Source organism: Geobacillus vulcani PSS1, from assembly GCF_000733845.1.
Classification (GTDB): Bacteria; Bacillota; Bacilli; order Bacillales; family Anoxybacillaceae; genus Geobacillus; species Geobacillus vulcani.
In genome coordinates, this window is sequence record NZ_JPOI01000001.1 from 115,710 (window position 1) to 140,735 (window position 25,026).

24 protein-coding genes and 1 riboswitch are annotated in these 25,026 nt (G+C 51.0%); of the genes, 12 read left to right on the top strand and 12 right to left on the bottom strand.

Annotation, left to right across the window (positions count from 1 at the left end):
* Positions 1-102: 102 nt before the first annotated feature.
* Together N685_RS0100600 and N685_RS0100605 are read right to left on the bottom strand one after the other, a co-directional pair.
* On the bottom strand, positions 103-528 hold the full coding sequence (locus N685_RS0100600; protein WP_031404930.1) for a threonine/serine exporter family protein: 426 nt from the start codon (positions 526-528) through the stop codon (positions 103-105).
* A 12-nt stretch (positions 529-540) separates the two neighbouring features.
* Positions 541-1,284: a threonine/serine exporter family protein gene (locus N685_RS0100605; RefSeq protein ID WP_031404932.1), complete on the bottom strand. Its 744-nt coding sequence runs from the start codon at positions 1,282-1,284 to the stop codon at positions 541-543.
* 336 nt (positions 1,285-1,620) lie between these two features.
* Between N685_RS0100605 and N685_RS0100610 the strand changes: the two genes are divergently transcribed.
* Positions 1,621-2,700 (top strand): DUF5667 domain-containing protein, encoded by a 1,080-nt coding sequence (locus N685_RS0100610; RefSeq protein WP_237746855.1) that lies wholly within the window; start codon positions 1,621-1,623, stop codon positions 2,698-2,700.
* Positions 2,701-3,007: 307 nt separating this feature from the next.
* Here N685_RS0100610 and N685_RS0100620 read toward each other — a convergent pair whose 3' ends face one another.
* Positions 3,008-3,946: a diacylglycerol/lipid kinase family protein gene (locus tag N685_RS0100620; RefSeq protein ID WP_031404935.1), complete on the bottom strand. Its 939-nt coding sequence runs from the start codon at positions 3,944-3,946 to the stop codon at positions 3,008-3,010.
* A gap of 109 nt (positions 3,947-4,055) precedes the next feature.
* On the bottom strand, positions 4,056-4,970 hold the full coding sequence (gene murB / locus N685_RS0100625; RefSeq protein ID WP_031404937.1) for a UDP-N-acetylmuramate dehydrogenase: 915 nt from the start codon (positions 4,968-4,970) through the stop codon (positions 4,056-4,058).
* A gap of 220 nt (positions 4,971-5,190) precedes the next feature.
* On the opposite strand from murB, the gene N685_RS0100630 reads away from it, so the two are divergent.
* Together N685_RS0100630 and N685_RS0100635 are read left to right on the top strand one after the other, a co-directional pair.
* Complete coding sequence (locus N685_RS0100630) at positions 5,191-5,784, top strand: IMEF encapsulin system ferritin-like cargo protein (RefSeq protein ID WP_031404939.1); 594 nt, start codon at positions 5,191-5,193, stop codon at positions 5,782-5,784.
* A gap of 15 nt (positions 5,785-5,799) precedes the next feature.
* Positions 5,800-6,654, top strand: a complete 855-nt coding sequence (locus N685_RS0100635) for a family 1 encapsulin nanocompartment shell protein (protein ID WP_031404941.1) — start codon at positions 5,800-5,802, stop codon at positions 6,652-6,654.
* A gap of 124 nt (positions 6,655-6,778) precedes the next feature.
* Here the strand turns inward: N685_RS0100635 and N685_RS0100640 are convergent, their stop codons facing one another.
* Positions 6,779-7,243: a hypothetical protein gene (locus N685_RS0100640; RefSeq protein ID WP_031404943.1), complete on the bottom strand. Its 465-nt coding sequence runs from the start codon at positions 7,241-7,243 to the stop codon at positions 6,779-6,781.
* 137 nt (positions 7,244-7,380) lie between these two features.
* Here N685_RS0100640 and N685_RS18635 point away from each other — a divergent pair, with 137 nt between their 5' ends.
* Together N685_RS18635 and N685_RS0100650 are read left to right on the top strand one after the other, a co-directional pair.
* Complete coding sequence (locus N685_RS18635; protein ID WP_071880141.1) at positions 7,381-7,722, top strand: 2Fe-2S iron-sulfur cluster-binding protein; 342 nt, start codon at positions 7,381-7,383, stop codon at positions 7,720-7,722.
* A 130-nt stretch (positions 7,723-7,852) separates the two neighbouring features.
* Positions 7,853-8,389, top strand: a complete 537-nt coding sequence (locus N685_RS0100650; RefSeq protein WP_031404947.1) for an HD domain-containing protein — start codon at positions 7,853-7,855, stop codon at positions 8,387-8,389.
* 164 nt (positions 8,390-8,553) lie between these two features.
* Here the strand turns inward: N685_RS0100650 and N685_RS19405 are convergent, their stop codons facing one another.
* From N685_RS19405 to N685_RS0100665, 3 genes are all read right to left on the bottom strand, one after another.
* The gene (locus N685_RS19405) at positions 8,554-8,700 is read right to left on the bottom strand and encodes a hypothetical protein (RefSeq protein ID WP_156961355.1); all 147 of its coding nucleotides are present in this window, start codon (positions 8,698-8,700) and stop codon (positions 8,554-8,556) included.
* 2 nt (positions 8,701-8,702) lie between these two features.
* Positions 8,703-9,743, bottom strand: coding sequence for a ribonucleotide-diphosphate reductase subunit beta (locus N685_RS0100660; RefSeq protein ID WP_031404949.1), 1,041 nt, complete (start codon positions 9,741-9,743; stop codon positions 8,703-8,705).
* Between the two features lie 195 nt (positions 9,744-9,938).
* Positions 9,939-12,221, bottom strand: a complete 2,283-nt coding sequence (locus tag N685_RS0100665; protein ID WP_031404950.1) for a ribonucleoside-diphosphate reductase subunit alpha — start codon at positions 12,219-12,221, stop codon at positions 9,939-9,941.
* 131 nt (positions 12,222-12,352) lie between these two features.
* Positions 12,353-12,548, bottom strand: a riboswitch (cobalamin riboswitch).
* Between the two features lie 207 nt (positions 12,549-12,755).
* Here N685_RS0100665 and N685_RS0100670 point away from each other — a divergent pair.
* The 4 genes from N685_RS0100670 (at position 12,756) to N685_RS0100685 (ending at position 16,501) form a co-directional block, all read left to right on the top strand.
* A complete protein-coding gene (locus tag N685_RS0100670) occupies positions 12,756-13,772 on the top strand; it encodes an ATP-binding cassette domain-containing protein (protein ID WP_031404953.1) in 1,017 nt (338 codons plus the stop codon).
* Entirely contained in the window at positions 13,769-14,584 is an 816-nt protein-coding gene (locus N685_RS0100675; protein WP_031404955.1) for an ABC transporter permease, read from the top strand. The genes N685_RS0100670 and N685_RS0100675 overlap by 4 nt, the downstream gene beginning before the upstream one ends.
* 181 nt (positions 14,585-14,765) lie before the next feature.
* The gene (locus N685_RS0100680) at positions 14,766-15,440 is read left to right on the top strand and encodes a response regulator transcription factor (RefSeq protein ID WP_031404957.1); all 675 of its coding nucleotides are present in this window, start codon (positions 14,766-14,768) and stop codon (positions 15,438-15,440) included.
* Positions 15,437-16,501 (top strand): sensor histidine kinase, encoded by a 1,065-nt coding sequence (locus N685_RS0100685; RefSeq protein WP_031404959.1) that lies wholly within the window; start codon positions 15,437-15,439, stop codon positions 16,499-16,501. The genes N685_RS0100680 and N685_RS0100685 overlap by 4 nt, the downstream gene beginning before the upstream one ends.
* Before the next feature lie 347 nt (positions 16,502-16,848).
* On the opposite strand, the gene asnB is transcribed toward N685_RS0100685, so the two are convergent.
* Positions 16,849-18,756: an asparagine synthase (glutamine-hydrolyzing) gene (gene asnB, locus N685_RS0100690; RefSeq protein ID WP_031404961.1), complete on the bottom strand. Its 1,908-nt coding sequence runs from the start codon at positions 18,754-18,756 to the stop codon at positions 16,849-16,851.
* Positions 18,757-19,050: 294 nt separating this feature from the next.
* Here asnB and N685_RS0100695 point away from each other — a divergent pair, with 294 nt between their 5' ends.
* Positions 19,051-19,935 carry a C39 family peptidase gene (locus N685_RS0100695; RefSeq protein WP_031404963.1) on the top strand — a complete coding sequence of 295 codons (885 nt, stop codon included), beginning with the start codon at positions 19,051-19,053 and terminating at the stop codon, positions 19,933-19,935.
* A gap of 222 nt (positions 19,936-20,157) precedes the next feature.
* On the opposite strand, the gene copZ is transcribed toward N685_RS0100695, so the two are convergent.
* Genes copZ through N685_RS0100710 form a run of 3 tightly spaced genes read right to left on the bottom strand, consistent with a single transcriptional unit; the run spans position 20,158 to position 23,106 of the window.
* A complete protein-coding gene (gene copZ / locus N685_RS0100700) occupies positions 20,158-20,361 on the bottom strand; it encodes a copper chaperone CopZ (RefSeq protein ID WP_031404965.1) in 204 nt (67 codons plus the stop codon).
* A gap of 21 nt (positions 20,362-20,382) precedes the next feature.
* Positions 20,383-22,779: a heavy metal translocating P-type ATPase gene (locus N685_RS0100705; protein WP_031404967.1), complete on the bottom strand. Its 2,397-nt coding sequence runs from the start codon at positions 22,777-22,779 to the stop codon at positions 20,383-20,385.
* Between the two features lie 15 nt (positions 22,780-22,794).
* The gene (locus tag N685_RS0100710) at positions 22,795-23,106 is read right to left on the bottom strand and encodes a metal-sensing transcriptional repressor (RefSeq protein ID WP_031404969.1); all 312 of its coding nucleotides are present in this window, start codon (positions 23,104-23,106) and stop codon (positions 22,795-22,797) included.
* A gap of 232 nt (positions 23,107-23,338) precedes the next feature.
* On the opposite strand from N685_RS0100710, the gene N685_RS0100715 reads away from it, so the two are divergent.
* Positions 23,339-23,785, top strand: coding sequence for a hypothetical protein (locus tag N685_RS0100715; RefSeq protein WP_031404971.1), 447 nt, complete (start codon positions 23,339-23,341; stop codon positions 23,783-23,785).
* Between the two features lie 439 nt (positions 23,786-24,224).
* On the top strand, positions 24,225-24,461 hold the full coding sequence (locus tag N685_RS0100720; protein ID WP_031404974.1) for a hypothetical protein: 237 nt from the start codon (positions 24,225-24,227) through the stop codon (positions 24,459-24,461).
* The last annotated feature ends 565 nt before the right edge of the window (positions 24,462-25,026 follow it).

A 25,026-nucleotide genomic window follows, 5' to 3' on the forward strand; every position in this document is an offset into this window, starting at 1 on the left:
GCTGTTTAAAATCAATAGAAAAAACATGGTTATATTCATTATAATATTCAAGCAAACAAATACAACGATAGGCAAATGATTGGAAAAAACAACTACACGCAGTTAAGGGCGACGTTTTGCCAGTTGGTTGACGACCTCAGAAAAAATGAGCCCCATCGCAATCGCCCCAGAAATCATGAACGCTTTCGCCGCTAGTGAAATGGCCGCATTGTAATCGTTCATGACAACATGGCGCATCGCCTCAAACGCTGTTCCGCCCGGCACAAGGGGAATAATGCCGGACACGACAAAAATAGTCGCCGGCGTTCGATAGCGGCGGGCGAACCCGTTGCTTACAAAAGCGACGAAAAACGCCGCTACAAACGTGGCAGCAACACCGTCCACCCCCGACCGGGCGGCGGCCATATACATCGCCCAGCCGCTCATGCCGACAAATCCACTGTGAGGCAGCAATCGTTTCGGAATATTGAAAATGACGCCAAACAGCGATGACGCCACAAAGCTAAGCAACAGCTGCACAATCATCATCAGTACTCCCTGCTAACGAATCGATAAAATAAAGGCAATGCCGGTGCCGATCGCAAACGCGGTTAAAAATGCTTCAGCACCGCGCGACAAACCGGCGATCAAATGGCCGGCCATTAAATCGCGCACCGCATTGGTAATCGCCAGCCCCGGCACGAGCGGCATCACCGAGCCAATCATCATGTTTCCTATGTCTCCGACAAATCCGGCCCTTTCCATCAACAACACGATCCCACCGGCGACAAAAGCGGCAAAAAATTCAGCGAAGAACCGGATTTTCACGAGCCGATGCATCATTTCAAAACACCAAAACGCCATTCCACCGGAAAGAAGGGAAGGGAGAAAATGATTCATGCCGCCTAACAGCGAGGCAAAACAAGCGCTCGCCGCCGCTGCGGCAGCGGTTTGCTGCCAAAGCGGATAACCGAGTGGCTGTTGCTGAACACGTTCCAGTTCTTTGCGCGCTCCATCGAGCGACAGTTCGCCGCTGCTGATGCGGCGGGAAATGTGGTTGACAAGCGCCACCTTGGATAAATCGGTCGAACGCTCGGAAATGCGAATAAACCGTGTTACATTCGTTCCCTCAACGGAAAACATGATGCCCGTTGGGGTCACATAACTGTGAGAGCGGGAGACACCAAACGAAGCGGCAATACGCCCCATCGTATCTTCCACCCGGTATGTCTCCCCACCGCTTTCAAGCATCAATTTTCCCGCCAATAAACAAACATCTACAATGTCATCCACCCGCTCCGTCATGACCGGTTTGCTCCTTTCGTTTCTGCTCGGCATGGCATTGGCCGGTGCTTCCTGATCACGTTAAGCCCCACTAGGCGCTCATCGCAAAAACAAACTCCCACCAAACGGATTGGCAGGAGTCGCCTTGGATATCGTCGTTACCAAACTTGTTTCCATTATACCAAACAGGCGGCTAACTGCCAAACCGTGAAGGGAATCTCACCATTTCCCTTTCTTTACTATTTTTCTACTCCTTTCGCCCGATTTTTCGCTCCCACAGTCGAAAAAAGGCTCGCCAACGGCGAAATCGCTATAGCGAAACATCTCACATTCGATCAAGCAAAAGGAGGAACAATGATGATGAACAAGCGATTTTCGCTCCCTCGCATACTATCAACAAGCGCACTCGCCGCAGCTGTTGCGCTCGCTCCTTACGGCCCGGCGGTGTTCGCCAGCACAGGAATCGAGGGGAAAACAGACGGCAGCACGGCAACCGAAGCAGAGGCCGGTGTCAACCACGACGTCCCGGTTTTGTTGCCAGGCGACTTTTTCTACTTTGTCAAAACCATGATGGAAAAAATCGAACTTGCCCTCACGTTTGACGATGCGGAAAAGGCGAAACGGCTCGCTGAATTCGCTGAAGAGCGGCTAGCCGAAGCAAAGGCGCTGCTTGAACGCGGAGACGTCGAGCAGGCAAAAGAAGTGCTCGCCAATGCCCTGAAACAACAAGATCAAGCATGGAATGTGTATGAAAAAACAAAACAAGCGGATGAACCAAGCGAGGAAACTGCAAAACCTGATGCCGAAGCATTGCGCCAACAGCTGGAAGAAAAATTTTCGCAAAACATCACGGCTTTGCAAGCCGCACTGGAACGGGTGAAAAACCCGCACGCCAAAGAGGTGCTCGCCCGCAACATTGAAAAAGCGAAACAAAAACTGGAAAATAAAATCGAAAAGCGGCTGGCGAAACAAGCACAACGGAGCGGTGAGGTAGAGGAAACGAACAACAAAACGACAACGCCAACGGACGAAACGGAAGAATCGAAAAACGAAAGCGCGCCATCCGCTCCTGAATCAACCGAAACGGAAAAGCCAGCTACTGTATCCGCACCGGTGAAAGACGAGACAGCGATTCAGCAAAATGAACAAACGAACACCGGCATAAAAGCAGAAACGAAATCGTCCCCCATGCAAGTGATCAATATGGAAACAAAAGAAAATGTTCACCGGAATGCTGCTGCCAGCGCCAAAGCAAACGGCCAAAAACACCAAGCGGCGACCGCTGTGAACAAACACGAAGAGGCCCATGTCTCGAAACAGGCAGAGGCCCACATCTCGGTTTCCCATTCACACCAACTGAAGAAGGCGGCCACACCGCAAGTGAAAGCCGACCATCCGGCAGTCCACGGGAAACAGAACAAGCAAGAAAAGAAATGAGTTTCGAATGACACACTCCCGCCACCTGCGTACACGCGGAAATGGAGATTCTTCCCGGTTTCAGATAAGAACGGCTGTTTCCAACGCGCGTTGGAAGCAGCCGTTTTCGCCATGCATAGCTCCCCTCTTCGTCGGACTTCTCCTTCACACTCACGCCGGGTGATGACGGTTCTCCCGCTCCGAGATGATTTTCGAGATACGGGGAACGATCGGAAACACAACATAGAAGACAAAATCGAGCATGGCTACCCGTTTCCCATCGTCTTCCTCCCCTCGCCACCGTTTTCTTTATATACGTCTCAACCGTTCAGGTCGTTTCCGCGCCGATCACTTTCAGTCCTCTAGCCTCTATCCAAACCGACACTTCCCCTTCTCCCGCCTCTTCCCCATCCGCGTGAACAGGAACAGGGGCTGTCGGGCGGATGCACACGTTTCGTCCAGCGAACACGCAAACTTCTTTCATCCGCACATGTCCGCCCCAAAATACGGACAAAAACAGGGCAAGAATTTTCCAGCGGGAAATCGCTCCGACAACCGTCACATGAAGCAGGCCATCGTCCGCCCGCGCTGACGGAGCGATGCGCATTCCACCGCCGTAGTACGAATGGTTCGACACCGTCGCCATCCAAGCTTTAGGAAACGAATAAGCCCGTCCGTCAATGAAAAGTTCGAGGTTCGTTGGTTGATAGCAAAACAGCTCCTTCACTAAATAAACGGCATAAGTAAGCGCCCCAAGCCCGAAGCGATTCAGCCTTCCCTTCCATTTCGAGCGGTTGACCGCGCGGGCGATGTGGGCGTCAAATCCGCAGCCGATGCTGCTGGCAAACACGCCGTCCGGCACGGCGCTGCTGGCAAAACGGCCGAGATCGAAAGCCCAAGCCTTGCCGGACCGAGCGCCATTCACCAGCCGTTGGAGCGCCTGTTTCGGTTTTCGGGCCAGACGGAAACCGCGGACAAAGTCATTTCCCGTTCCGGCGGGAATGCAGCCTATCGCCACGTGCGGAAACATGCCCGCGCCGTTCACCACTTCATGCACCGTCCCATCGCCCCCGACAGCCGCGATCACCGTCGGCTCAACACGTTCCTCGCCGATTCGTCGGGCGATTTCCCTTCCCTCTCCCTTTCGGCTCGTCCAATACGCCTGATAGGCGATTCCTTCCCGATCCAGCAACGGTTGCAGCTGCTTCCAAATGGACACGGACCGGCCGTTTTTGGCGGCTGGATTGATAATGAAATAAAGGTTCATCCTCTTCCCCCATTCATAACCCCTTTTCTTACCTATTGGCCGTTGGTTTCATTTTTCCTCTCGTTGAAATGAAAAAATCCGAACCCGCAAACCGGATTCGGATCCTCCGTCATTCCTCGCCAATAATTTTGACTTCCAACTCCAGATCGACCCCGAATTTTTCTTTCACTGTTTTGCGCACCATTTCGATCGTCGCAATGTAATCGGCAGCGGTCGCATTGTTTTTGTTAATAATGAATCCCGCATGCTTCGTCGACACTTCCGCGCCGCCGAATCCTTTTCCCTGAAGGCCGCTGTCTTGGATGAGCTTGCCGGCAAAATAGCCCGGCGGACGCTTAAACACGCTTCCGACCGACGGATACTCAAGCGGTTGTTTCGATTCGCGCTGAAAGGTTAAATCATCCATTTTCGCCTTGATTTGCGCATAGTCGCCCGGCTGGAGCGCAAAGACCACTTCCAGCACAATATCATGCGTCCGGCTGATCAAGCTTGTTCGATAGCCAAGCTCCAGCTCTTCATTTTTCAGCGTTTTCAACTCACCGGCGAGCGTCGCCACTTTGACATGGTCAAGCACATCTTTCACTTCACCGCCGTACGCTCCGGCGTTCATCATAATCGCCCCGCCGACCGATCCCGGAATGCCGCAGGCAAACTCCAACCCGGTGAGGTGTTGTTCGAGCGCGAACCGCGACACCGCTTTAATATCCGCCCCGCTTTGGGCGATCACGTTGTTTCCTTCACGCCAAATGCGGTTCAAATGCTTCAGTTGCATGACAATGCCGCGCAGCCCGCCGTCGCGGATAATGACGTTCGAACCGTTGCCAAGAAGCGTAAACGGCAGGCCGTACTCTTCTTTCAGCCGCAACACCTCAATGACCTGCTCGTACGTCTCCGGCCAGACGAGAAAATCGGCCTTGCCGCCGATCCGCACCAATGTATGGTTTTTCATCGGCTCATCGCGAAGGACATTTCTTTCTCCACAAATCTCTACGAGTCTTTGATAAATATGTTCCGCATGTTCCATCGTTCTGTCACCTTCTTTACTTCTTCCGTGCCGCCCAGCGGCATTCATTCCACACCGTTTCCATTATCGCCGGAATCGCGTCGCATATCAAGTGGGCAATGTTCCTTATTCTGTTTTATTCCACACTGGGCCAAAAGGTGACGTTCGAAGGGGCCGAGATGTTTACGTCTCTTTCAATATGGAAAAGATGGTATACGACCATGTTTGGGGAGGGAGTTCATTGCACGACACGTTAAGGGAAGTTCACGCCATTCTCAGCCGGTCGAAAGAAGCGCTCGGCCAGTTTCAAGCGATTTTAGAACCGACGATTGAACAAGCCGCGGACGACCATGAACGGCTGTATTGGCATCATATTTACGAAGAAGAGGAACACCGGTTTGACCGTTTGGCCGCCTTGCTGCCAAAGTTGGAGGAGGCATTGGCGGACGAAGCATTCTTATCGCGGGAAAACGGCGACTTTTTGCGCCTGTTGCAAGACATCAGCCTTGAAAAATTCGGCTTGCACAACTTTTTGGAGCATCTCGATTTGTCCCTCTTCCACTATAAAGGGACGGAACATGAATCGACGATTGCGGCGCTGCGCGACATGACCGCTGCCGATTACCAACAGATGAAAAACGCCCTTGAGGCGCTGAATCGCGCATTGGACGCGCCGGTTTCCTTCGCCGCCGCAACGCCAACGGACGAAAAAGAAAATCAAAAAGAATATGTAAAACTAGCGCAATACGCCGCCCCGCCCGCCACATCGGCGCCGGATCGCCCATCGATTGGAACAAGACGGCAGCTGACAGTCGGCAGCTTAAAACACAGATAAGAAAGGAGAGAAAACATGGATAAAACGAAGCTGTACCCAGAAGCCCCGCTCACAAGCAGCCAATGGAGCGAGCTTGACGAACTAGTCATTGAAACGGCGCGACGCCAGCTCGTCGGCCGCCGGTTTATCGATTTGTACGGTCCGCTCGGCGAAGGTGTCCAATCGGTCGCCAACGATATTTATACGAACCCGGAGCACGGGGACATGAGCTTCCACGGCAAAGAGCTGAGCCTTTCCGAGCCGGCGCGCCGCGTGCATTTAACGATCCCGCTTTTGTATAAAGACTTTATTTTATACTGGCGCGACGTGGAACAGGCGAAACAGCTCGGCAGCCCGATCGACTTTTCCGCCGCTGCCAACGCCGCCCAGCAATGCGCCCTGCTCGAGGACGACTTGATTTTTAACGGTTCAGCCGAATTTGATGTGCCGGGCATTATGAATGTGAAAGGAAAGATCGCCCACATTCGCAGCGACTGGATGAAATCGGGCAACGCCTTCACTGACATCGTCGAAGCGCGCAACAAGCTGCTTCAGCTCGGCCATACCGGCCCGTACGCCCTCGTCCTGTCGCCGGAACTGTATGCGCTGATCCACCGCGTCCATGAAGGGACGCACGTCCTTGAAATTGAGCATATCCGCGAGCTGATGACCGCCGGCATTTACCAAACGCCGGTCATCAAAGGCAAACGCGGCGTCGTCATTGACACAGGGCGGCAAAACATCGACCTCGCTGTTGCTGTCGATGTGCAAACCGCGTTTTTAGATATGGAAAACATGAACTACTTGTTCCGTGTCTACGAATCGGTTGTGCCGCGCATCAAACGGCCAAGCGCCATCTGCACGCTCGAGGATCCGAACGAGTCGGCGTGAGCGGAGCGTAGCCCCCCTTGCCGTCAGACGGCAAAAACAGCGGAAGGGCATCGACCCGCACCAGCTTCACAAAAACACGCCCGAACGATAGGGGAGATCGCCGGGCGGTTGGTTGAGCTTCCCATTAAGCGGTGCGGGCCGTTTGCCCTTGAACGTTGGAGACGAGCAGCGACAATTCGGGGCTGAGCGCCTCAACGCCGATGTCATCGATAATCATTTTCGCTTCCCGCCAAAAATGAACGGTATAGCTGCCTTCATAAATCTCAAAGAGGCGTTTTAAATAGCGCCGCTTGTTGTTGATCGCTTCCCGTTTATAAGCGGCGTTGTTCAGATCGCGGATTTTTTTATGCTCGGGAGCGGAAATGACACTAATGTCATGAACGTTGACAACCATCCGCTCGCCTTGCTCGGTCACAAAACCGACGGAGTAATATTGAGCGCCTAGCTGATCGATATGGACGATGCAAGCGTTTCGATATTCTTCCCCGGAGCGGAGACGGAGAAATGCAGCCTCGATGGCGCCGCCGACTTTTCGCTCGTTGGCCAAAATCGCGTTCATATCGCGCAGTCCGTTCATTGGAGTTCCCATGTTGCTCCCCCTTTATTTGCATGCCAATCTAGTATTGTCATCATGCCTTTTACTTTTATAATAGCAATCATCTTTCATGATGTAAATGAGATTCATTTTCAAAACAAATATGTAATTGAAAGAAAGGGAGTAAAAAAATGGAACGTTCCTTTACAGTCGGATCACTCAAACCAATGGCACGTTCGCCCATGCGCCCCGTTCTGTCCGAACCAACCAAACCAACAGCGCGCCCAACCGTCATTCAAGTGGAACAAAACGGAACATCGTTTGCCATACAACCCACCCGTGGCCTCTCGCTCCTTGACGCCGCCCTTCGGCAAGGCATCCCGCTCGATTACAAATGCAAAAAAGGAACGTGCGGCCGCTGCATGGTCACCGTTCTCGCCGGCGCTCACCTTCTCGCTCCGAAAACGCGGCGCGAGCGCGAAAAAACGGATCAACCAGCCAAACGGCTTGCCTGCCAAGCACCAATCCAATAAGTTGAGCGCTATTATAACACGATCGTCTTATTTTTTCTCCGTGTAATCGTTCCCACCTTCTTTCTCTCATTGCCTGACTCTTTACGCCATGGTATGATGGTGGGAAATACAAAAAAACGGAGGGATGCCTATGAGAACGGTCACCTTAACCCACGTCTTTGCCTATCCGGTTGCGCAAAAATATTTAAAACGATCTGGCCTCGCCCACGCCATCAACGCGGCGTACCATGCCTACCACCTTGCCCTCCGCCACGGAGTGAACGTCGACTTGGCGACAAAAGCCGCACTGCTTCATGATATTGGCCATTACACATGGTACAAAAACGGCCGTTGGGACTACGAACAATATCGGCAAAACGACATCCACGCCATCAAAGGGGCCGAACGCGCCCATAAGCTGCTCATCCGCCTGGGCGAACATCCGCAAAACGCTAAGGAAATTGCCCTGGCGATTTTGCTTCATACCGATTCCTACCTTCCAGAAGGAGAATGGAAACGAACGCCGCTCCAAGCCATCGTCAAATGGGCCGACGAAGCCGACGAGGAGCCCGGCGGCTGCCACCATTATCGAACAATCAGCGATGATTTAGCATGGAAAAAAATCCGCCAGCTCGACGAACTCGTCAGCCGTCAGCAAGCCAAAGGGCGGCTCGGAGATATCGTTTGAACGCTTGCCTTGATGTCGTCATTCCCCTTGAACAGACACGAGACATTGCCACAAACCATGTATGCTCTGAACGGAAACAGCTCACCCTTGAATCAGGTGAGCTGCTTTGCGCGCCAGCAGCACAGAACGATCCCCCATCGAATGCCCCCTTATATCCTCATCGTTCACTCACGTTTGTAGACTGCTTGGCCATCTGTCCTTGCCAAAACGCCCGCTGCTGTTCGTTCAAAAAACGGCAAGTCAAGCAAAAGGCGAACGGCCTTGCCTGACAAAAAAGCCACGCTGACCGCTGTCAAACGTGGCTTCTCCATCATTACAACTCATCAAATCCGTTGTCCACTTGCACTTTCGTATATTGGCGTGGTTTTTGTTCGAAAAAGTCGGATTTGCCAAGGTCGACTTCTTCATACGCTTTAATCCAGCGAAGCGGGTTCGTCCGATAGCCGTCGAACGGGCGGTCAAACCCAAGCTGGTGGGCGCGGACGTTGGCGTAAAACTTAATGTACGCCTCCAAATCAGCCAAGTCGATGCCATCGATCTCATGGCCGATGATTTCCCGCGCCCATTCGATCTCCAGCTCAGCCGCTTTCCTAAACGTTTCCCGGACAAAATCCGCCAACTCCGGCGTCCGATATTCCGGATATTCGTTCAACACTTCTTTGAAAATTTTCGCAAACAAATCGACATGAATGTGCTCGTCACGGTTGATGTAATTGATCATCGTGCTCGTCGCCACCATTTTTTGCTGGCGCGCGAGGTTGTAGAAGAACGCAAACCCTGAGTAGAAAAACAGTCCTTCTAAAATGACGTCAAAAACGATCGAGCGCAACAAGTTTTCCACATTCGGCTCTTCCGCAAACGCCTTGTAGCCGTTCGTCACAAAATCGTTCCGCTTGCGCAGCGTCGGTTCGTTCCGCCAAAAGTCGAATACTTCATCTTGCTTCGCTTTCGGCACAAGGCTCGAAAGCACGTACGAATACGAATGGTTGTGAATGACTTCCTGCTGGGCGAGCATAATCATGAGCGCGTTGATGCTCGGGTCCGTAATGTAATCAGCGACACGTCCGGCGTAATCGGTTTGAATGCTGTCAAGCAGCGCCAGAAGACCGATGATTTTCAAAAATGCCTCCTGCTCGCGGGCCGTTAATTGCGGAAACTGCTTCACATCTTGCGCCATATTGATTTCAAACGGCGTCCAAAAATTGGCGAGCATTCGCTTATATTTGGCATACGCCCACGGATAGGCAAGATCATCCCAATTCAACACATTCGAGCAGCGGCCGTTGATGATGCCCGTTGAACGGTTCGGCGCCTCCGGATCCATAATGGGCCGTTTGACTACACTGATCGTCATCGTCCATTCCTTCCTTTCGTTTTCTAAAGAATTTCTGATCTCCATGTCCCGTCTGGATCACCTGACAAGCTGGCACGGTGACAAGAAGAGCGAACAATGCCATGGAAAACCAAGTTGCAGCTTATATAGTATCGTGTGCGCGGCCAACCGCTTACGCCTCTCCGGCACAAGGAAGTGAGCCTCTTTTGGCCCCGGTCAGCTCGCGCACGAATCGCACTCTTCGATCGTCCCCGATGTCGAACGCACGTAATACGTCGTTTTCAACCCCGACTTCCACGCCGTCAAATGCAAATCGAGCAGCTCCTTTGCCTTGATCGTATTCATGACGTAGAAGTTAAATGAGATGGCTTGGTCGACATGGCGCTGGCGCGCGGCGTTTTGCTTGATGCTCCAACGTTGGTCGATATGGTACGCCGATTTGTAATACCATGTCGTCTGTTCGTTTAGATCCGGCACGGTCACGGGAATTTTATAATCTTTCTTTTCCTCGGCATACACTTTTAAGAAAATCGGATCGATGCTCGCCGTGCTGCCGGCAATGATCGACGTCGAGGCGTTTGGCGCAATGGCCATGATATAGCCGTTGCGCACCCCATAGTGGGCTACATTGCTCTTGAGTTGGTCCCAATCGAGCTCGCCGTGGCTTTGGTAGCCGCGCCGTTCGAAATAAGCGCCCGTCTGCCAATCCGATCCGGCAAACGCCGGGTAGCTCCCTTTTTCTTTGGCGAGCTCCATACTCGCTTGAATCGCCAAATACGCGATCGTTTCATACAGTTCATCGGCGTAGCGAACCGCTTCCTCCGACTCCCAGCGAATGCCTTTTAACGCCAGCAAATGATGCCAGCCAAAAGTGCCAAGCCCGACAGCGCGGTATTTTTCGTTCGTCAAACCGGCCTGCAGCACCGGAATGTTATTTAAATCAATGACATTATCAAGCATCCGCATTTGAATCGGGATGAGCCGCTCCAACACCCCATCGGTCACCGCACGCGCCAAGTTGATCGACGATAAATTGCAGACGACAAAATCGCCCGGGATTTTTTCGATCACAATCACTCCGTCTTTCACATATTGCCGCTTCATCACCGTCGGGCTTTGGTTTTGCGCGATTTCTGTGCAAAGGTTGCTGCAGTAAATCATCCCGAGATGGCGATTCGGATTTTGCCGGTTCACTTCATCGCGGTAAAACATAAACGGCGTCCCCGACTCGAGCTGGCTGCGCATAATGCTTTTCATCACTTCGATCGCCGGCACTTTTTCTTTCGACAGCCTCGGTTCGTTGACGCATTGCCAATATTTCTCCCGAAAGCTGCCCTTCCCTTTTTCCTCATCATAAAAGTCTTCCAAACTAAATCCCATCACCGTCCGCACTTCATGCGGATCAAACAAATACCAGTCGCCGCGCTGTTCGACCATTTCCATGAACAAATCAGGGATGCAAACGCCGGTGAACAAGTCATGCGTCCGCAGCCGTTCGTCGCCGTTGTTGAGCCGCGCATCGAGAAACGCAAAAATATCTTTATGCCACACATCCAAATAGACGGAAATGGCTCCCTTTCGCTGCCCGAGCTGATCGACGCTCACCGCTGTGTTGTTCAGCTGCTTCATCCACGGGATGACGCCGGAGGAGACCCCTTTGAATCCTTTAATGTCGCTGCCGCGCGACCGGATTTTCCCTAAATAGACCCCAATGCCGCCGCCTGATTTCGATAAATTGGCGATATCGGTGTTGCTGTCGTAAATCCCTTGCAAACTGTCATCGACCGTGTCGACAAAGCAACTCGACAGCTGGCCGTATGACTTCCCGGCGTTGGCAAGCGTCGGCGTCGCCACGGTCATGTATAGGTTGCTTAACGCCCAATACGCTTCCTTCACCAACTCAAGCCGCCGCTGCTGCGGTTCATTCGCCATGAGCGTCATGGCGATGACCAAAAATCGCTCCTGCGGCAATTCATACAGCCGCCGCTCATAATCGCGGGCCAAATACCGATCCGCAAGCGTGCGCAATCCTATGTACGTAAACAAGTTGTCCTTCTCCGGATCAAGAAGCGCACCGATGGACTCAATTTCTTCTTTCGTATAACGTTCAAGCAGCAGCGGATGATATACTCCTTGTTCCGTCAGCGCAACAAGGAGCGAGTAGAAATCGCCATACCGCTTGCGCTCCTCGTACCCGCGATGCCGTGCTGCCTCGCGGTACAGTTGCTGCAAATACAGCCGGGCGCACACAAACGTCCATTCCGGCTCCTCCTCACTAATATACGACAGCCCTTCCAAAATGGCGGTTTGATACAGCTGCTCGAAGGTGACCATCTCTTTTCGGCTGAGAAGCTGCCATACACGTTCTTCATATTCCTCGAGCGACAAACGGACAAAGTCTGCCGCCGCCTGCTCCACCAACCTAGCAAACTCCTCGCGCGAAAATGATTTCTCTTTTCCTTGATCATCGACAACAATAGACTTCGTGGACACTGTCATTCGTTTCCCCTCTCCTCCATAAAAAAATCCGCTCGGGCAGGCGAGCGGATGAAACGACAGACGGAAAAAGGCAGACGAACTCCCTTTTTTCTTTTCCCCTATCGTTTCATCTTCTCACACCCCGAAGAACATGAAACGTTCCAAGCAAGGCAGGTCTCCTGACTCGTGCATCGTCCTACTTTGGGTCCTTCCCAGCGGCGCGCTGAATGGCTCTTGCCGCCAGTGGCCATCCCATTTCGTCCGCACATACAGTTGCGGGGACAGTTCCGGATTCACACCGGATTCCCTATTAAGTCCTGATGGACACCATTGCTTGGCGAAACGATATATAGTTGTTTAAAAAAGAGAACAAAACAATATATAGTAGATGATCATCCTGATGGAACAAGCATATACCAAAACCGGGAGAATTGCAAGAGTGGGTGAATCAAATTTTCTCTTCCTCAAAAAATCATGCCGTTGTTCACATTCCGTTCATAAAAGCATGCTACGATTCACCATGTACGAGAATCATACGAAGGAGGGGGACACAAAATGGGATACAAACCCCAAATCTCACCCGCCCATCAAGAGTGGGCAGTGGAAACACACGAATTGGTGAAAACCTTTGGCGACCACCGGGCCGTGGACGGTCTCAATTTGCGTGTGCGCGCGGGCACCATCTATGGTGTGCTGGGCCCCAATGGTGCCGGCAAGACAACGACAATCCGAATGTTAGCGACGTTATTGCGCCCGGACGCCGGTTCCGCCCAAATTTTTGGGTACGACGTCGTCAAACAACCGCAAATCGTCCGGCAATTGATTGGTGTCACCGGTCAATACGCCTCTGTTGACGAAACGCTCAGCGCAACAGAGAATCTAATGATCTTTTCTAGGCTTCTGGGGCTGAGCCGAACAGAAGCAAGGCGAAAAACAAGCGAATTATTGGAGGAATTTGGCTTGACAGAAGCAGCCAAGCGCCCATTGAAACATTTCTCTGGCGGTATGCGCCGGCGTCTGGATCTCGCCGCCAGCCTCATTGCCCAGCCGCCGCTCATTTTTCTTGACGAACCGACCACCGGACTCGACCCGCGCACGCGCAATCAAATGTGGGAAACGATCCGGCGCTTGGTGAATATGGGGACAACGGTGCTGCTGACAACCCAATATTTACAAGAAGCGGACGAATTGGCAGACCGCATCGCCGTAATTGATCACGGCCGAGTCGTCGCTGAAGGGACACCCGATGAACTCAAGGCGTCCATCGGTCAATCGTCATTGCAAGTCAAGCTGCAACATCCTGGAGAGATCGAAACGGCCAAGCGCATCATTGAGCGCGTTCTCCATGTTCGGCCGACAGTATCCTTAGAAACCGGGAACATCACGGCGCCGATGGCCGATCCAGACCATGTGACGGACCTGCTTGTCGCCTTGCGTCAAGAGGGCATCCACTTAACCGAGTTAAGTGTGCAAAAACCAACCCTCGATGAGGTCTTTCTGACCATTACCGGCCATGGAGTGGAAAAACGTGCAGATGAATCCAATGATGTAAGGGAGGAAGCGATGAGATGAAACCAGTGTCTCCTCAATTGGAGGTCAAACGCCAACAGAAAAACCGTACAAGCGTTTCCCAAGCTGTACGAAATTCGCTGACGATGGCCTATCGTGGTTTGTTGAAGGTGCGGCGCACACCCGAACAATTATTTGACGTTACTTTTCAGCCGATTATCTTCACCTTGATGTTTACCTACATCTTTGGTGGAGCCATCGCGGGGAATGTTCATAACTACTTGCCCATGATCATTCCCGGCATTCTCATCCAAACGTTGATCGGGGCTTCCGTCACTTCAGGAGTTCAACTTCGCGATGATATGGATAAAGGCGTGTTCGACCGCTTTAAATCGCTGCCGATCGCCCGCATCGCTCCGTTGGCTGGGGCGTTATTAGCCGACGTCGTCCGCTATGTCATCGCCACCACCCTGACGTTTGCCATGGGATTTCTTATCGGCTACCGTCCGGAAGGAGGGATCGCCAGTGTGGCGCTTGCGGGCGTTTTCGCCATTGGATGCGCGTGGGCCGTCAGCTGGATCTTTGCCTTCTTCGGCGTCATTGCCCGTCATGCGGCCGCTGTACAGGGAATCTCCATGCTGGCGTTGTTCCCACTGATGTTTGTATCGAATGCGTTCGTGCCGATCAAGACGATGCCCGATTGGCTACAATGGATTGCCAAAGTCAATCCCATTTCCCATATGATCGCGGCCGTCCGCGAGTTGACGAATCACGGAACGATAGGCACAGATTTCGTCCTCTCCTTGCTCGGCGCGGCGGCCATTGTTGCGATCTTTGCTCCGATCACCGTTCGTGTCTATATGCGCCGGGCATAACCACTGGGGATGTCCGCGATGAGCATCCCCGCTTCTCCAATGAATATTAAGAATCAAACCCATCGTTTCATTATCTGCTGTCACGACGAAATTATAAACGAACCAGCTTCAACATTGACGAAGGCCAAGCAAAAGCGACACAATGGAAAATAGCATGAAAGGACAATGAAAGGGGATGACGATGGCACGAATTTTAATCGTCGATGATGACGCGCATATCCGCGAACTCGTCAGCCACTTTTTAAACTTAGAAGGATTTACAATCCATGAGGCGGCTAACGGAAAAGAAGCACTTGACGTATTGGAAACGGTGAAAGTGGATTTGGTCATTATGGATATTATGATGCCGGAAATGGATGGTTGGGAGCTATGTCGCGAACTGCGCGACTACGACGATGTCCCCATTTTAATGTTGACGGCCAAAGGGGAAACAAGACAGAAGGTGAAAGGATTCGAGCTCGGGGCGGACGATTATCTTGTCAAACCGTTCGACCCACTTGAGCTCGTCGCCCGGGTCAAAGCATTGCTCAAACGGTATCGAATCGCTACATCGCAAATCGTACAAATAGGCCGTTTATCGTTAAACCGCAAGACGTACGAATGCCGTTTGGGAGACCAAGAGATCTTCTTGCCGCCGAAAGAATTTGAACTGCTTTTTAAATTGGCCAGCTATCCGGGCAAAACGTTTACACGCGACGAGTTGATTGAACAGATCTGGGGCTACGATTATGATGGGGATGAACGAACAGTGGACGTGCATATCAAACGGTTGCGCGAACGGTTTGCCCAACCAGATTCTCCATTTTCCATCCGCACGATTCGCGGGCTCGGCTATCGGTTGGAGGCACAGTCATGAAACGATTGCGATTTGTGCTTAAATCCATCTTGACGGTTATCGCTGTAATGTCCATCGTCTCTCTCTTTTGGACTGCGGCATATTTCATCACAGAAGCGCTCTACACCCGATTCGCTTGGCGGCCGCACCCGCTCGTTCGTCAAATCATTTCATCGATCCTCGGCTTTTTGCTGTTCGGGATGACTATGAGCGCGATCAGTCCTTTTTTGCGAAAGCGCGAAAAAGTATTTTGGCAGCACTTAATAGATGCCATTAATCGAATCGCCAAAGGCGATTTTCGAGTAAACCTACAGGCTGACTGGGGCGGACGGAATCATCCGTTTGCCGAACTCGTGACACGCATTAACGACATGGCCGCGAATTTGCAGGCCATGGAAGAAATGCGGCAAGAATTTATTTCTAATGTGTCTCATGAGATCGGCTCTCCGCTCACATCGATCCGCGGGTTCGCCCGAGCGCTCAAAAACGAGGACCTAAGCCGTGAACAGCGGTTGCATTATCTCGACATTATTGAAACGGAGTGCGTCCGTTTGTCGAAGTTAAGTGAGAATTTGCTGCGGTTGGCGATGTTAGACTCTGATCGCTACCCGTTTCATCCCACATCCTATCGCTTGGACACACAGCTGCAAACACTCATTCTTCACTGCGAGCCACAGTGGGCGGAAAAAGAATTGGACATGTGTGTCCTGCTTGAAAAAGTCATCATTACAGCCGATGAAGATTTGCTTAGCCAAGTATGGCTGAACTTGATCCATAATGCGATTAAATTTACACCGAAAGGGGGAACCATCACCATCCAGCTACAACGCCGCGGTGAACAAGCCATCGTCACCGTTTCCGATACAGGGCCAGGAATCAACGAACATGACCAGCTCCGCATTTTTGAACGATTTTATAAGGCCGATAAATCCCGCCATCGCGCCGCAGGGGGCAGCGGACTCGGGTTGTCGATCGCCAAGAAGATTGTCGATATCCATCATGGAATCATCTCCGTGCAGAGCCAGCCGGGAGAAGGAGCGACTTTTACGGTGGAACTCCCCGTTCATGGTCCGGTTTCTTAGCCCTCTCCATTCCCTATGACAAAAACAAACGAGCAGCATGTTCTTCCTTTTGGTGAAACGCCCATTTCGCGACATTGCTCTCGTCATCTAGAAGGTTGTGATGGAATAGAAAACTTTGGTTGAGCGGGAGGATTTCTAAAATGGAGAAACCTTACGAAGTTGTTTTTTGTCTGAACAAAAAAACAGACCATGTTCAAGGAAATCATGGTTTTTCACCACCCCCTAAAACAATGGGTTCCTGTTTCGAATATCAAAACGGGCTGAATTCCTTCACTTGAAAGTCAGCCTCTTTCAATCAAGAGATGAACAAACGTCCCGGCTGAGCCCCGGGACGCTTCCTTTCTCTGCTACGCCTCCAAAACAGACGCTGGCCGCTTCTCGTTTTGTACGGATTGAGCAAAATCGTACTTCTTTTCCACATAGACTTGATGCCAAATCATAAACGCCAAGACCGTCCACAGCTTGCGGCTATGGTCCGCCTTGTGGCGGGCATGCTCATCCAGCAGTCGATAGAGTACGTCCTTATGGAACAGATGATCGGTTTCACTTTCGTGGATGAGTTGTCTCGCCCAATCATACATTTCGTTTCTCAACCAATGGCGAATCGGCACAGGAAATCCTAATTTTTTCCGGTTTAATACATGATCCGGCACGATGCCTTCGGCCGCTTTGCGCAAAATATATTTCGTCGTGCCGTTGGCGGTTTTCATGTCAGGGGCGATTTGCGCAGCAACCTCAAATACCTTTTTGTCTAAAAAGGGAACGCGCAGCTCAAGCGAATGGGCCATCGTCATTTTGTCCGCTTTGACTAAAATATCGCCCCTTAGCCATGTATGAATATCAATATACTGCATCCGGTTGACGGATGGGTAATGAATCGTTTCGCGGTAAAAAGGAGCCGTCACCGCCGTATATTCGCGCCCCTCTTGGTACGTTTTGAGCAACGCCGCTTTTTCCTTTTCGCTATAGATTTTCGCATTGCCGACATACCGTTCTTCAAGCGGCGTCGTGCCGCGCTCCAAAAAGCTTTTTCCTTTCATTCCGTCCGGAAGCAGCTTCGCGATCACCCGCAACACCGCTTTTACAATGTTTGGCATGCGGGCAAACAGCCGCAACGACTCTGGTTCGCGGTAAATGTTGTAGCCGCCAAACAGCTCGTCCGCCCCCTCGCCGGAAAGCACCACCGTGACATGCTTTCTCGCCTCACGAGCGACAAAATACAGCGGCACAGCCGCAGGATCGGCAAGCGGATCGTCCATATGCCACATTATTTTCGGCAATTCTTCCATATACTCCTGCGGCGAAATGACATAGCTAATGTTGTCTACCCCAAGCTTCTCTGCGGTTTCTTTTGCGACATCGATTTCACTAAACCCTTCCCGCTCAAACCCGACGGAAAATGTCTTCAGGTGCGGATGGAATTGTTTGGCGATGGCGACGATGAACGATGAATCAATGCCTCCCGACAAAAACGCACCGACCGGCACATCGCTGCGCATATGGACGTTGACCGAATCAAACAGCGCATCGCGGATTTTCTTGACAAGCTCCTCTTCCGATTGGCGAATGGACTCGAAGGATGCCTTCCAATAACGATGAATGGTGAGCGGTTTTCCGACTTTTTTCTTGAGATAATGCCCCGGCTCCAGCTTGTAAATGCCGGCCGACATCGTCAGCGGCTCAGGGACGTATTGGAAGGTTAAATAATGCTGCAGGGAGTCGCCGTTCAGCGATTCCTGTCCGAGGGCCAGCAAGATGCTTTTCTTTTCCGAAGCGAAAAACGTGCGGTCTCCTTGCTCCGCATAAAAAAACGGCTTAATGCCGAACGGATCCCGCGCCGCAAACACTGTTTTCTCTTGCTTGTCCCAAATGACAAACGCAAACATCCCGCGCAGCTTTTCGACTGCTTTTTCTTTTTCGGCGCTGTAAAGAGCAACAATCACCTCGGTATCCGAATGCGTCGCAAACGAATATCCTTTCGCCGCCAGCTCTTCCCGCAATTCAAGATAGTTGTAAATTTCCCCGTTAAAAATGATCCAATATCGATCGTTTTCATAAGACAGCGGCTGATGTCCCGCCTCCAGATCGATGATGCTCAAACGCCGAAAACCAAAACTCACGTAGTCATCCAAAAAATACCCCTCATCGTCGGGGCCGCGATGGATAATCAGGCGGTTCATCTCCGCCAACGTCGTTTTCCATGTTTGCTCCATCGCTTTCGGGCGATCATGAATACAGCCAATAAAACCGCACATGGCGATGATTGTCCCTCCACTTTGTTAAGAAAGAATCCAAAAACAACATCAAAAACTTTTTGATTTAAACCGAAGATGAAGAATGATTTATACAAAGACACTTTCATTCTATCGTACACAAAATCAAGTTTCAAAAACAATCTGTTTCCATTTTTTCAGGAAAACTGCTTGCAACATTTTCAGTTTCTCATAACATTAACGATAAAATATGGAGAAAGTGTGAATTTCACCATTTTTGCACATAGATCTGTTACGATAAAAACACACACGCATGATAAAGGAGTGGAAAATAGCTTGTTAGCGTTTACCCTTGCTTTTCTCATCGTTTCCCTTTGTTTTGTTCTCTTGAGAAGACCTTTAAATGGGAGGATGGATCAACTGTCGCTCGGATTGTATATTTCCTGTTTCTTGCTATTGGCCGCCTCATTATCCTATTATGCAAGTTCGACCCAGACAGGCGATGCCATCAAAGCCTTCGTACAGAAAAGAAACAGCAGAGAAACCAATCCGTCCCCCAGCAATCAAGCGGAGGAGGCGAATCGATCAGCTGCTCCTTCAAAGAAACAAGCGCTAAGGACATCCGTCCTGATTGACGCTCCCCTTTTGTCTCAGCTTCCGGAACTGCCGAGGGGATGCGAAGTGACCAGCTTGGCCATGCTCTTGAATCATGCCGGCATTCGCGTCGACAAGATGACGTTGGCGAAACAAATCAAGAAAAATCCTGTTCCATATCAAGTGCGGAATGGCCAAGTGTTTTACGGACACCCAAATGAAGGGTTTGTCGGCGATATGTATACATTATCGAAGCCCGGATACGGCGTGTACCATAAGCCGATCAAGCAGTTGGCTGAACGGTACTTGCCGAACCAAATCGTCGACTTAACCGGGCAATCGTTTGAAAACATCTATACATACTTGGCCAAAGGCACACCGGTTTGGGTGATCACAAACACCACCTTTCGTCCTCTTCCTCCCTCTGCCTTTCGCGAATGGCAAACACCGCAAGGACCGGTCAAAATCACGTATCGGGAACACGCAGTGCTCATTACGGGATACGATGAGCAGTACATTTATTTCAATGACCCATTGACCGCCATCAAAAATCAAAAAGCACCGAAGCAAGAGTTTATCGCTGCTTGGGTTCAAATGGGACGGCAAGCGATTACGTATCGCCGTTAAGCATCGGCGAATCCGAATCGCTTGCTTTTTTTCCATTTTCGTTGAACGATTTTCTCCATACATTTTGCACATCTATTTTTTCATTATAACATCTCGCTTTCTCGATATTCTTCAAGAAGAGAAAAACGTTCCCCAGCCGAGAACTCGTTTAGGCGATGACCATGTCCCGTTACGCTCTCGATAAAAAAGGCCCCGTCTTCCCTTCGGGGCCCCTTCCGTATGTTATTTCACATCATATCCTTGCTCTTCAATCGCTTCTTTCAGTTTTTCTACGCTGACCTTTGTTTCATCATACTCCACATCGACCGTCCCGTCTTGCAAATGCACTTCGACGCGGCTGACGCCATCCAATGCTTGAAGGGCGTTCGTCACCGCCGCTTTGCAATGTCCGCATGTCATTCCTTGTACTTGCAATGTAATCGTCATCATCCATTCCTCCTTAAATGTTTATATTTTCACACGCTTCAAACGAAGCGCGTTTGTCACAACCGACACAGAGCTAAACGCCATCGCCGCTCCCGCGATCCATGGCTCCAACAATCCGAAAGCGGCGACCGGAATGCCGATCGTATTATAAAACAACGCCCAGAACAGATTTTGCCGAATGTTTTTCATCGTTTGCCGGCTCAACTCAATAGCTTTCGGGATATGGCGCAAATCCCCGCCGACCAAGGTCACATCGGCCGTTTCGATCGCCACATCCGCTCCTGTGCCAATCGCCATCCCAATATCCGCTTTGGCCAAAGCCGGCGCATCGTTAATCCCATCGCCGACCATCGCCACACGTTTTCCTTGTTTTTGCAATTCCTCGACGATGTTCGCTTTTTCTTCCGGGAGCACCTCGGCATACACATGCTCAATGCCTACTTCATGGGCGATCGCTTCCGCTGTCCGCTGATTGTCCCCTGTTGCCATATAGACATCGATGCCCATTTGTTTTAACGTTTGAATCGCTTCTTTCGCGCTTTCTTTCACCGTATCCGCGACCGCCATGATGCCGGCCAGCTGTCCATCGATGGCAACGAGCATCACTGTTTTCCCTTGTTTTTCAAGCTCTACCATTTTATCTTCATGCACAGAAATCTCTACAGAGCGTTCCTTCATCAATTTTCGCGTCCCAATCAAAACGGTTTTGCCGTCAATGACCGCTTCAATGCCGTGGCCGGCAATAGCGGAGAAGTGCTCCAATGGCTTCATCGAAATCGCTTGTTTCTTCCCGTATTCGACAATCGCCTGAGCGAGCGGATGCTCGGAAGCGCTCTCGGCGGAAACCGCATAATTAAGCATGTCCTCGCGGAAGGCCAGCACATCGGTGACTTCCGGTTTTCCTTTTGTCACTGTTCCTGTTTTATCGAGCAATACGGCATTGATTTGCTGCGTTCCCTCTAGGTACTCACCTCCTTTAAAGAGAATGCCTTGTTCCGCCCCTTTGCCGGTGCCGACCATAATCGATGTCGGTGTCGCCAAACCGAGCGCACAAGGGCACGCGATGACAAGAACAGCGATGGCCACCTCAAGCGCTTTGGCCAAATCACCCGGCGCAACGAAGAAGTACCAGATGAGAAAGGAAACAACCGCAATTCCGACAACAATCGGTACGAAAATGCCGGAAATGACATCCGCCATTCGCTGAATCGGGGCTTTCGACCCTTGCGCCTCTTCGACGATTTTAATGATATGAGAAAGCGCGGTATCTTTTCCGACTTTTTCGGCGCGAATAGTCAGCACCCCATTTGTATTAATGGTTGCCCCGATCACATAGTCGCCTTCCTTCTTATCGACAGGAATCGATTCACCTGTAATCATCGATTCGTCTACGGAAGATGCTCCGGCGATGACCGTACCGTCTACCGGAATTTTTTCTCCGGGCTTGACAACGATCGTATCGCCGATCACCACTTCCTCGAGCGGAACTTTCATTTCTTCCCCATTCCGAATGACGGTCGCTTCCTTCGCCTGCAGGCTGACCAACTTCGAAATGGCTTCGGTTGTCCTCCCTTTTGCCAAAGCTTCAACATATTTGCCGACAAGCACAAGCGTGATCAAGACGGCGCTCGTTTCAAAATACAGCCTCGGCATATAGTCAGGATTCCCGAGCGTCCGAAAAGCTTCAGACAAGCTGTACACGTACGCGGCGGATGTTCCCAGCGCCACAAGGACGTCCATGTTGGCGCTTTTGTTTCGCAACGCCCGGTACGCCCCGACGTAGAAGGGACCGCCGATGTAAAACTGAACGGGTGTAGCGAAAAGAAGCTGGAACCACGGATTCATCAGCCAATGCGGCATCGGCAAGCCGATAGCAAACGGCATATGCGCCAGCATCGTATAGAGCAGCGGCAACGATAAGAGGATGGAAATGGCGAGTCGCCGCTGCTTCTGTTTCAACTGCTCTTCTTTCCGGCCAGCACCGTCTTGTTCTTCGTTTCGAATTTGCCCCCTGTACCCAAGCGTTTTGATTTTCTCTAAAATGTCTTCGACAGATGCAACTCCCTGCTTGTATTCAACGACCGCGCTGTTAGTCGCCAAGTTGACCGCAGCGCTTGTCACCCCTTCCATCCGATTCAACCCTTTTTCAATCCGTGTCGCACAGGCCGCACATGTCATGCCTTCAATATCGAGCGTCACTTTTTCTGTCGCCACGCCATACCCTAAATGCTCAATTTTCGTTTCGATATCGGCGATCGTTTGCTTCGATGGATCGTATTGAATCGTTGCTTTTTCCATGGCCAAATTGACATGGGCGTTGACGCCGTCCATCTTATTTAATGCTTTCTCAATCCGACTGGCGCACGCGGCGCATGTCATGCCGGTCACCTTCAGCGTCACGGTTTTCAGCTCCCCCATTTCCCTTTCCCTCCCTTACTTTGAAAATTGTTTCATCACATCCATCAATTCGCGAATCGATTCATCTCCGCTCCCTTCACGGATCGCTTTGGCCACGCAATGGCTCACATGGCGTTCAAGCAACTGTAGCCCGACTTGGTTCAACGCTGCTCTAATCGCGGAAATTTGCACTAAAATATCGATGCAATACCGATTGTCCTCCACCATTTTTTGCACCCCGCGCACTTGCCCTTCGATGCGCTTCAAGCGCTTGATGATGCGTTCGATTTCCTGTTCCGTCCGTGGAACCATTTTGGGATCGATATGGTGATCTTCATAATGGTTCATCCAACATCACCTCTTTCAATTACATTATACCGGTAATGGGTATAAAACACAACGGAAGTTGAAAAGTGACCCCTTCATTCCTGCCACTCGCGGCCGTGGCCATTGACACGAACGTTCTCTTCCCCCTAGCCCTGCGGCTCAAGGCAATCCACCAGAGAAAAAACTTGTTCAAAACGCTATGTTCTTTCCTTGCTGCACGTTGTATAATCAAACCCAGAGGAGGTGAACAAGCATGGAACGCGATACCATCGTGAAAGAAGTAGTCGAGGCGCTGAAAATATTTTCCCGCGACATCCGCACCCAAATTGACGAAATGGGAAGCCAATTACGAACAGAAATCCAAGACACAGCTAACCAGCTGAGAGCAGAAATTCAAGACACAGCTAACCAACTGAGAGCGGAAATCCAAGACACCGCTAATCAGCTGCGGAAAGAAATGCAAGACATGGCTAACCAATTGAGAGCAGAAATACAAGACACAGCCAACCAATTGAGAGCGGAAATGCAACAATTTCGCGCCGAGGTGAACGAGCGGTTTGATCGACTCGAACAAAAATTCGCCGGCTTGCGCGTGGAGTTGACAGAAACGCAAGAAACCGTCCATTTCCTCGCGTCGAAAACCATCCAGCACGAGAAAAAGCTCCACCATCTTGCCAAGCAACTCGAATCCGTTCGTTAAATTCCCTTCACTCAAGAGTCGCGTTTGATTCATTGTCAAACGCGGCGTCTCTGTTTTTCCGCTCGCACGTCCAAGCGGGCAAAAAGGTTGAAGAAAAACGAGTGGCGTACGGAAAACAAACGTTCTCCATCCTTCCGTACAACCAAACAGGTTTTTCTCATTTCCAAAGCGACAGCAACCATGCATGCAAAACAGTCAACCGTATAAACAAGAAGATCTGTTGTTTCGCATCTTCCTTAAAATCACGCCCTTCTAGAAGGCTGGTGATGTAAGCAGCATGCTGATTCACCGCCTTGTTTCGCAAACTAAAAACCTTTTGCCATCGGCTTCTCGTTTCATGCCATCCGATGTCAGCTAAGGGCCATCACTATTTTTTGCCGCGCTTCTAAAACCGATTTGGCAAGATTTGCTGAATGCCGTAACAGGTTTGCCTGCTGCTTTGCAGCCGATTTTACAAGATGTGCTGAATGCCGTTAACAATGCCGTTGCCAATTTGCAGCCGATTTTGCAATCGATTCTCGATGCGGTCGTCAATCTGCCGACAGCGTTGCAGCCGCTGGTGCAAACGATTGTCGATGCATTGAACAATCTGTTGGCCAACTTGCAAACGACCGTGCAAGCCATTCCCGATTTCTTATCCAACACGCTGGCGCCCGTTTTAGCTCAAGCCGCTTAATTGTTGGCCTTCCTAACCGCTGAACTCCCGAACATCCAAACGATACTGCAGCAATTGCCTAGCGCAATCAATACGATCAACACGACCTTGCCAACGATTTCATCCACCTTGCAACAAGCCCTCTCCGTATTGCAGCAACTGCTCAACGTTCTCGGCGGCTTGCCCCTTCCTTTCCAACACAATCAACAATAATTCACTTTATCGGCCAATGGAGTGTCTCAGCACCATGGGACGCTCTATTGGCCATACATAGGCACAGCCGGTCTTTCTCGCTCACATGCCGCAGCTTTGAGGCCATCGGCAGTCTTAACCGCCCCCCTCCGCCGACGAACGAGTGGACAACGACCATCAGTCAACGTCATTTGAAAAAATCGCTTGCGCACATTGTCACTATTCAAAAGAACTAGTATAGTAGACTTAGGACTACCATTGGCTTTTCGGTTTTTCATCCCTCCGGTGCCTCGTTGTCACCGGCCCTTTAAAAAATGAGGAACGAAAGAATGCAAGGTGCGCCGAATCCAAGGTTTCATCGCTCGCTCTGCCTTAGCGGACGGGAATCACGCCT

Bases quoted from the DNA above. Each gene is read 5' to 3' on its own strand.
- N685_RS0100650 (WP_031404947.1), top strand. From the start codon at position 7,853: ATGAGAACGGTCACCTTAACCCACGTCTTTGCCTATCCGGTTGCGCAA.
- N685_RS0100680 (WP_031404957.1), top strand. From the start codon at position 14,766: ATGGCACGAATTTTAATCGTCGATGATGACGCGCATATCCGCGAACTC.
- N685_RS0100705 (WP_031404967.1), bottom strand. From the start codon at position 22,779: ATGGGGGAGCTGAAAACCGTGACGCTGAAGGTGACCGGCATGACATGC.
- N685_RS0100620 (WP_031404935.1), bottom strand. From the start codon at position 3,946: ATGAACCTTTATTTCATTATCAATCCAGCCGCCAAAAACGGCCGGTCC.
- N685_RS18635 (WP_071880141.1), top strand. From the start codon at position 7,381: ATGGAACGTTCCTTTACAGTCGGATCACTCAAACCAATGGCACGTTCG.
- N685_RS19405 (WP_156961355.1), bottom strand. From the start codon at position 8,700: ATGGAGAAGCCACGTTTGACAGCGGTCAGCGTGGCTTTTTTGTCAGGC.
- N685_RS0100665 (WP_031404950.1), bottom strand. From the start codon at position 12,221: ATGACAGTGTCCACGAAGTCTATTGTTGTCGATGATCAAGGAAAAGAG.
- N685_RS0100635 (WP_031404941.1), top strand. From the start codon at position 5,800: ATGGATAAAACGAAGCTGTACCCAGAAGCCCCGCTCACAAGCAGCCAA.
- copZ (WP_031404965.1), bottom strand. From the start codon at position 20,361: ATGACGATTACATTGCAAGTACAAGGAATGACATGCGGACATTGCAAA.
- asnB (WP_031404961.1), bottom strand. From the start codon at position 18,756: ATGTGCGGTTTTATTGGCTGTATTCATGATCGCCCGAAAGCGATGGAG.
- N685_RS0100660 (WP_031404949.1), bottom strand. From the start codon at position 9,743: ATGACGATCAGTGTAGTCAAACGGCCCATTATGGATCCGGAGGCGCCG.
- N685_RS0100610 (WP_237746855.1), top strand. From the start codon at position 1,621: ATGATGAACAAGCGATTTTCGCTCCCTCGCATACTATCAACAAGCGCA.
- N685_RS0100715 (WP_031404971.1), top strand. From the start codon at position 23,339: ATGGAACGCGATACCATCGTGAAAGAAGTAGTCGAGGCGCTGAAAATA.
- N685_RS0100710 (WP_031404969.1), bottom strand. From the start codon at position 23,106: ATGAACCATTATGAAGATCACCATATCGATCCCAAAATGGTTCCACGG.
- N685_RS0100640 (WP_031404943.1), bottom strand. From the start codon at position 7,243: ATGGGAACTCCAATGAACGGACTGCGCGATATGAACGCGATTTTGGCC.
- N685_RS0100600 (WP_031404930.1), bottom strand. From the start codon at position 528: ATGATGATTGTGCAGCTGTTGCTTAGCTTTGTGGCGTCATCGCTGTTT.
- N685_RS0100670 (WP_031404953.1), top strand. From the start codon at position 12,756: ATGGGATACAAACCCCAAATCTCACCCGCCCATCAAGAGTGGGCAGTG.
- N685_RS0100675 (WP_031404955.1), top strand. From the start codon at position 13,769: ATGAAACCAGTGTCTCCTCAATTGGAGGTCAAACGCCAACAGAAAAAC.
- murB (WP_031404937.1), bottom strand. From the start codon at position 4,970: ATGGAACATGCGGAACATATTTATCAAAGACTCGTAGAGATTTGTGGA.
- N685_RS0100685 (WP_031404959.1), top strand. From the start codon at position 15,437: ATGAAACGATTGCGATTTGTGCTTAAATCCATCTTGACGGTTATCGCT.
- N685_RS0100605 (WP_031404932.1), bottom strand. From the start codon at position 1,284: ATGACGGAGCGGGTGGATGACATTGTAGATGTTTGTTTATTGGCGGGA.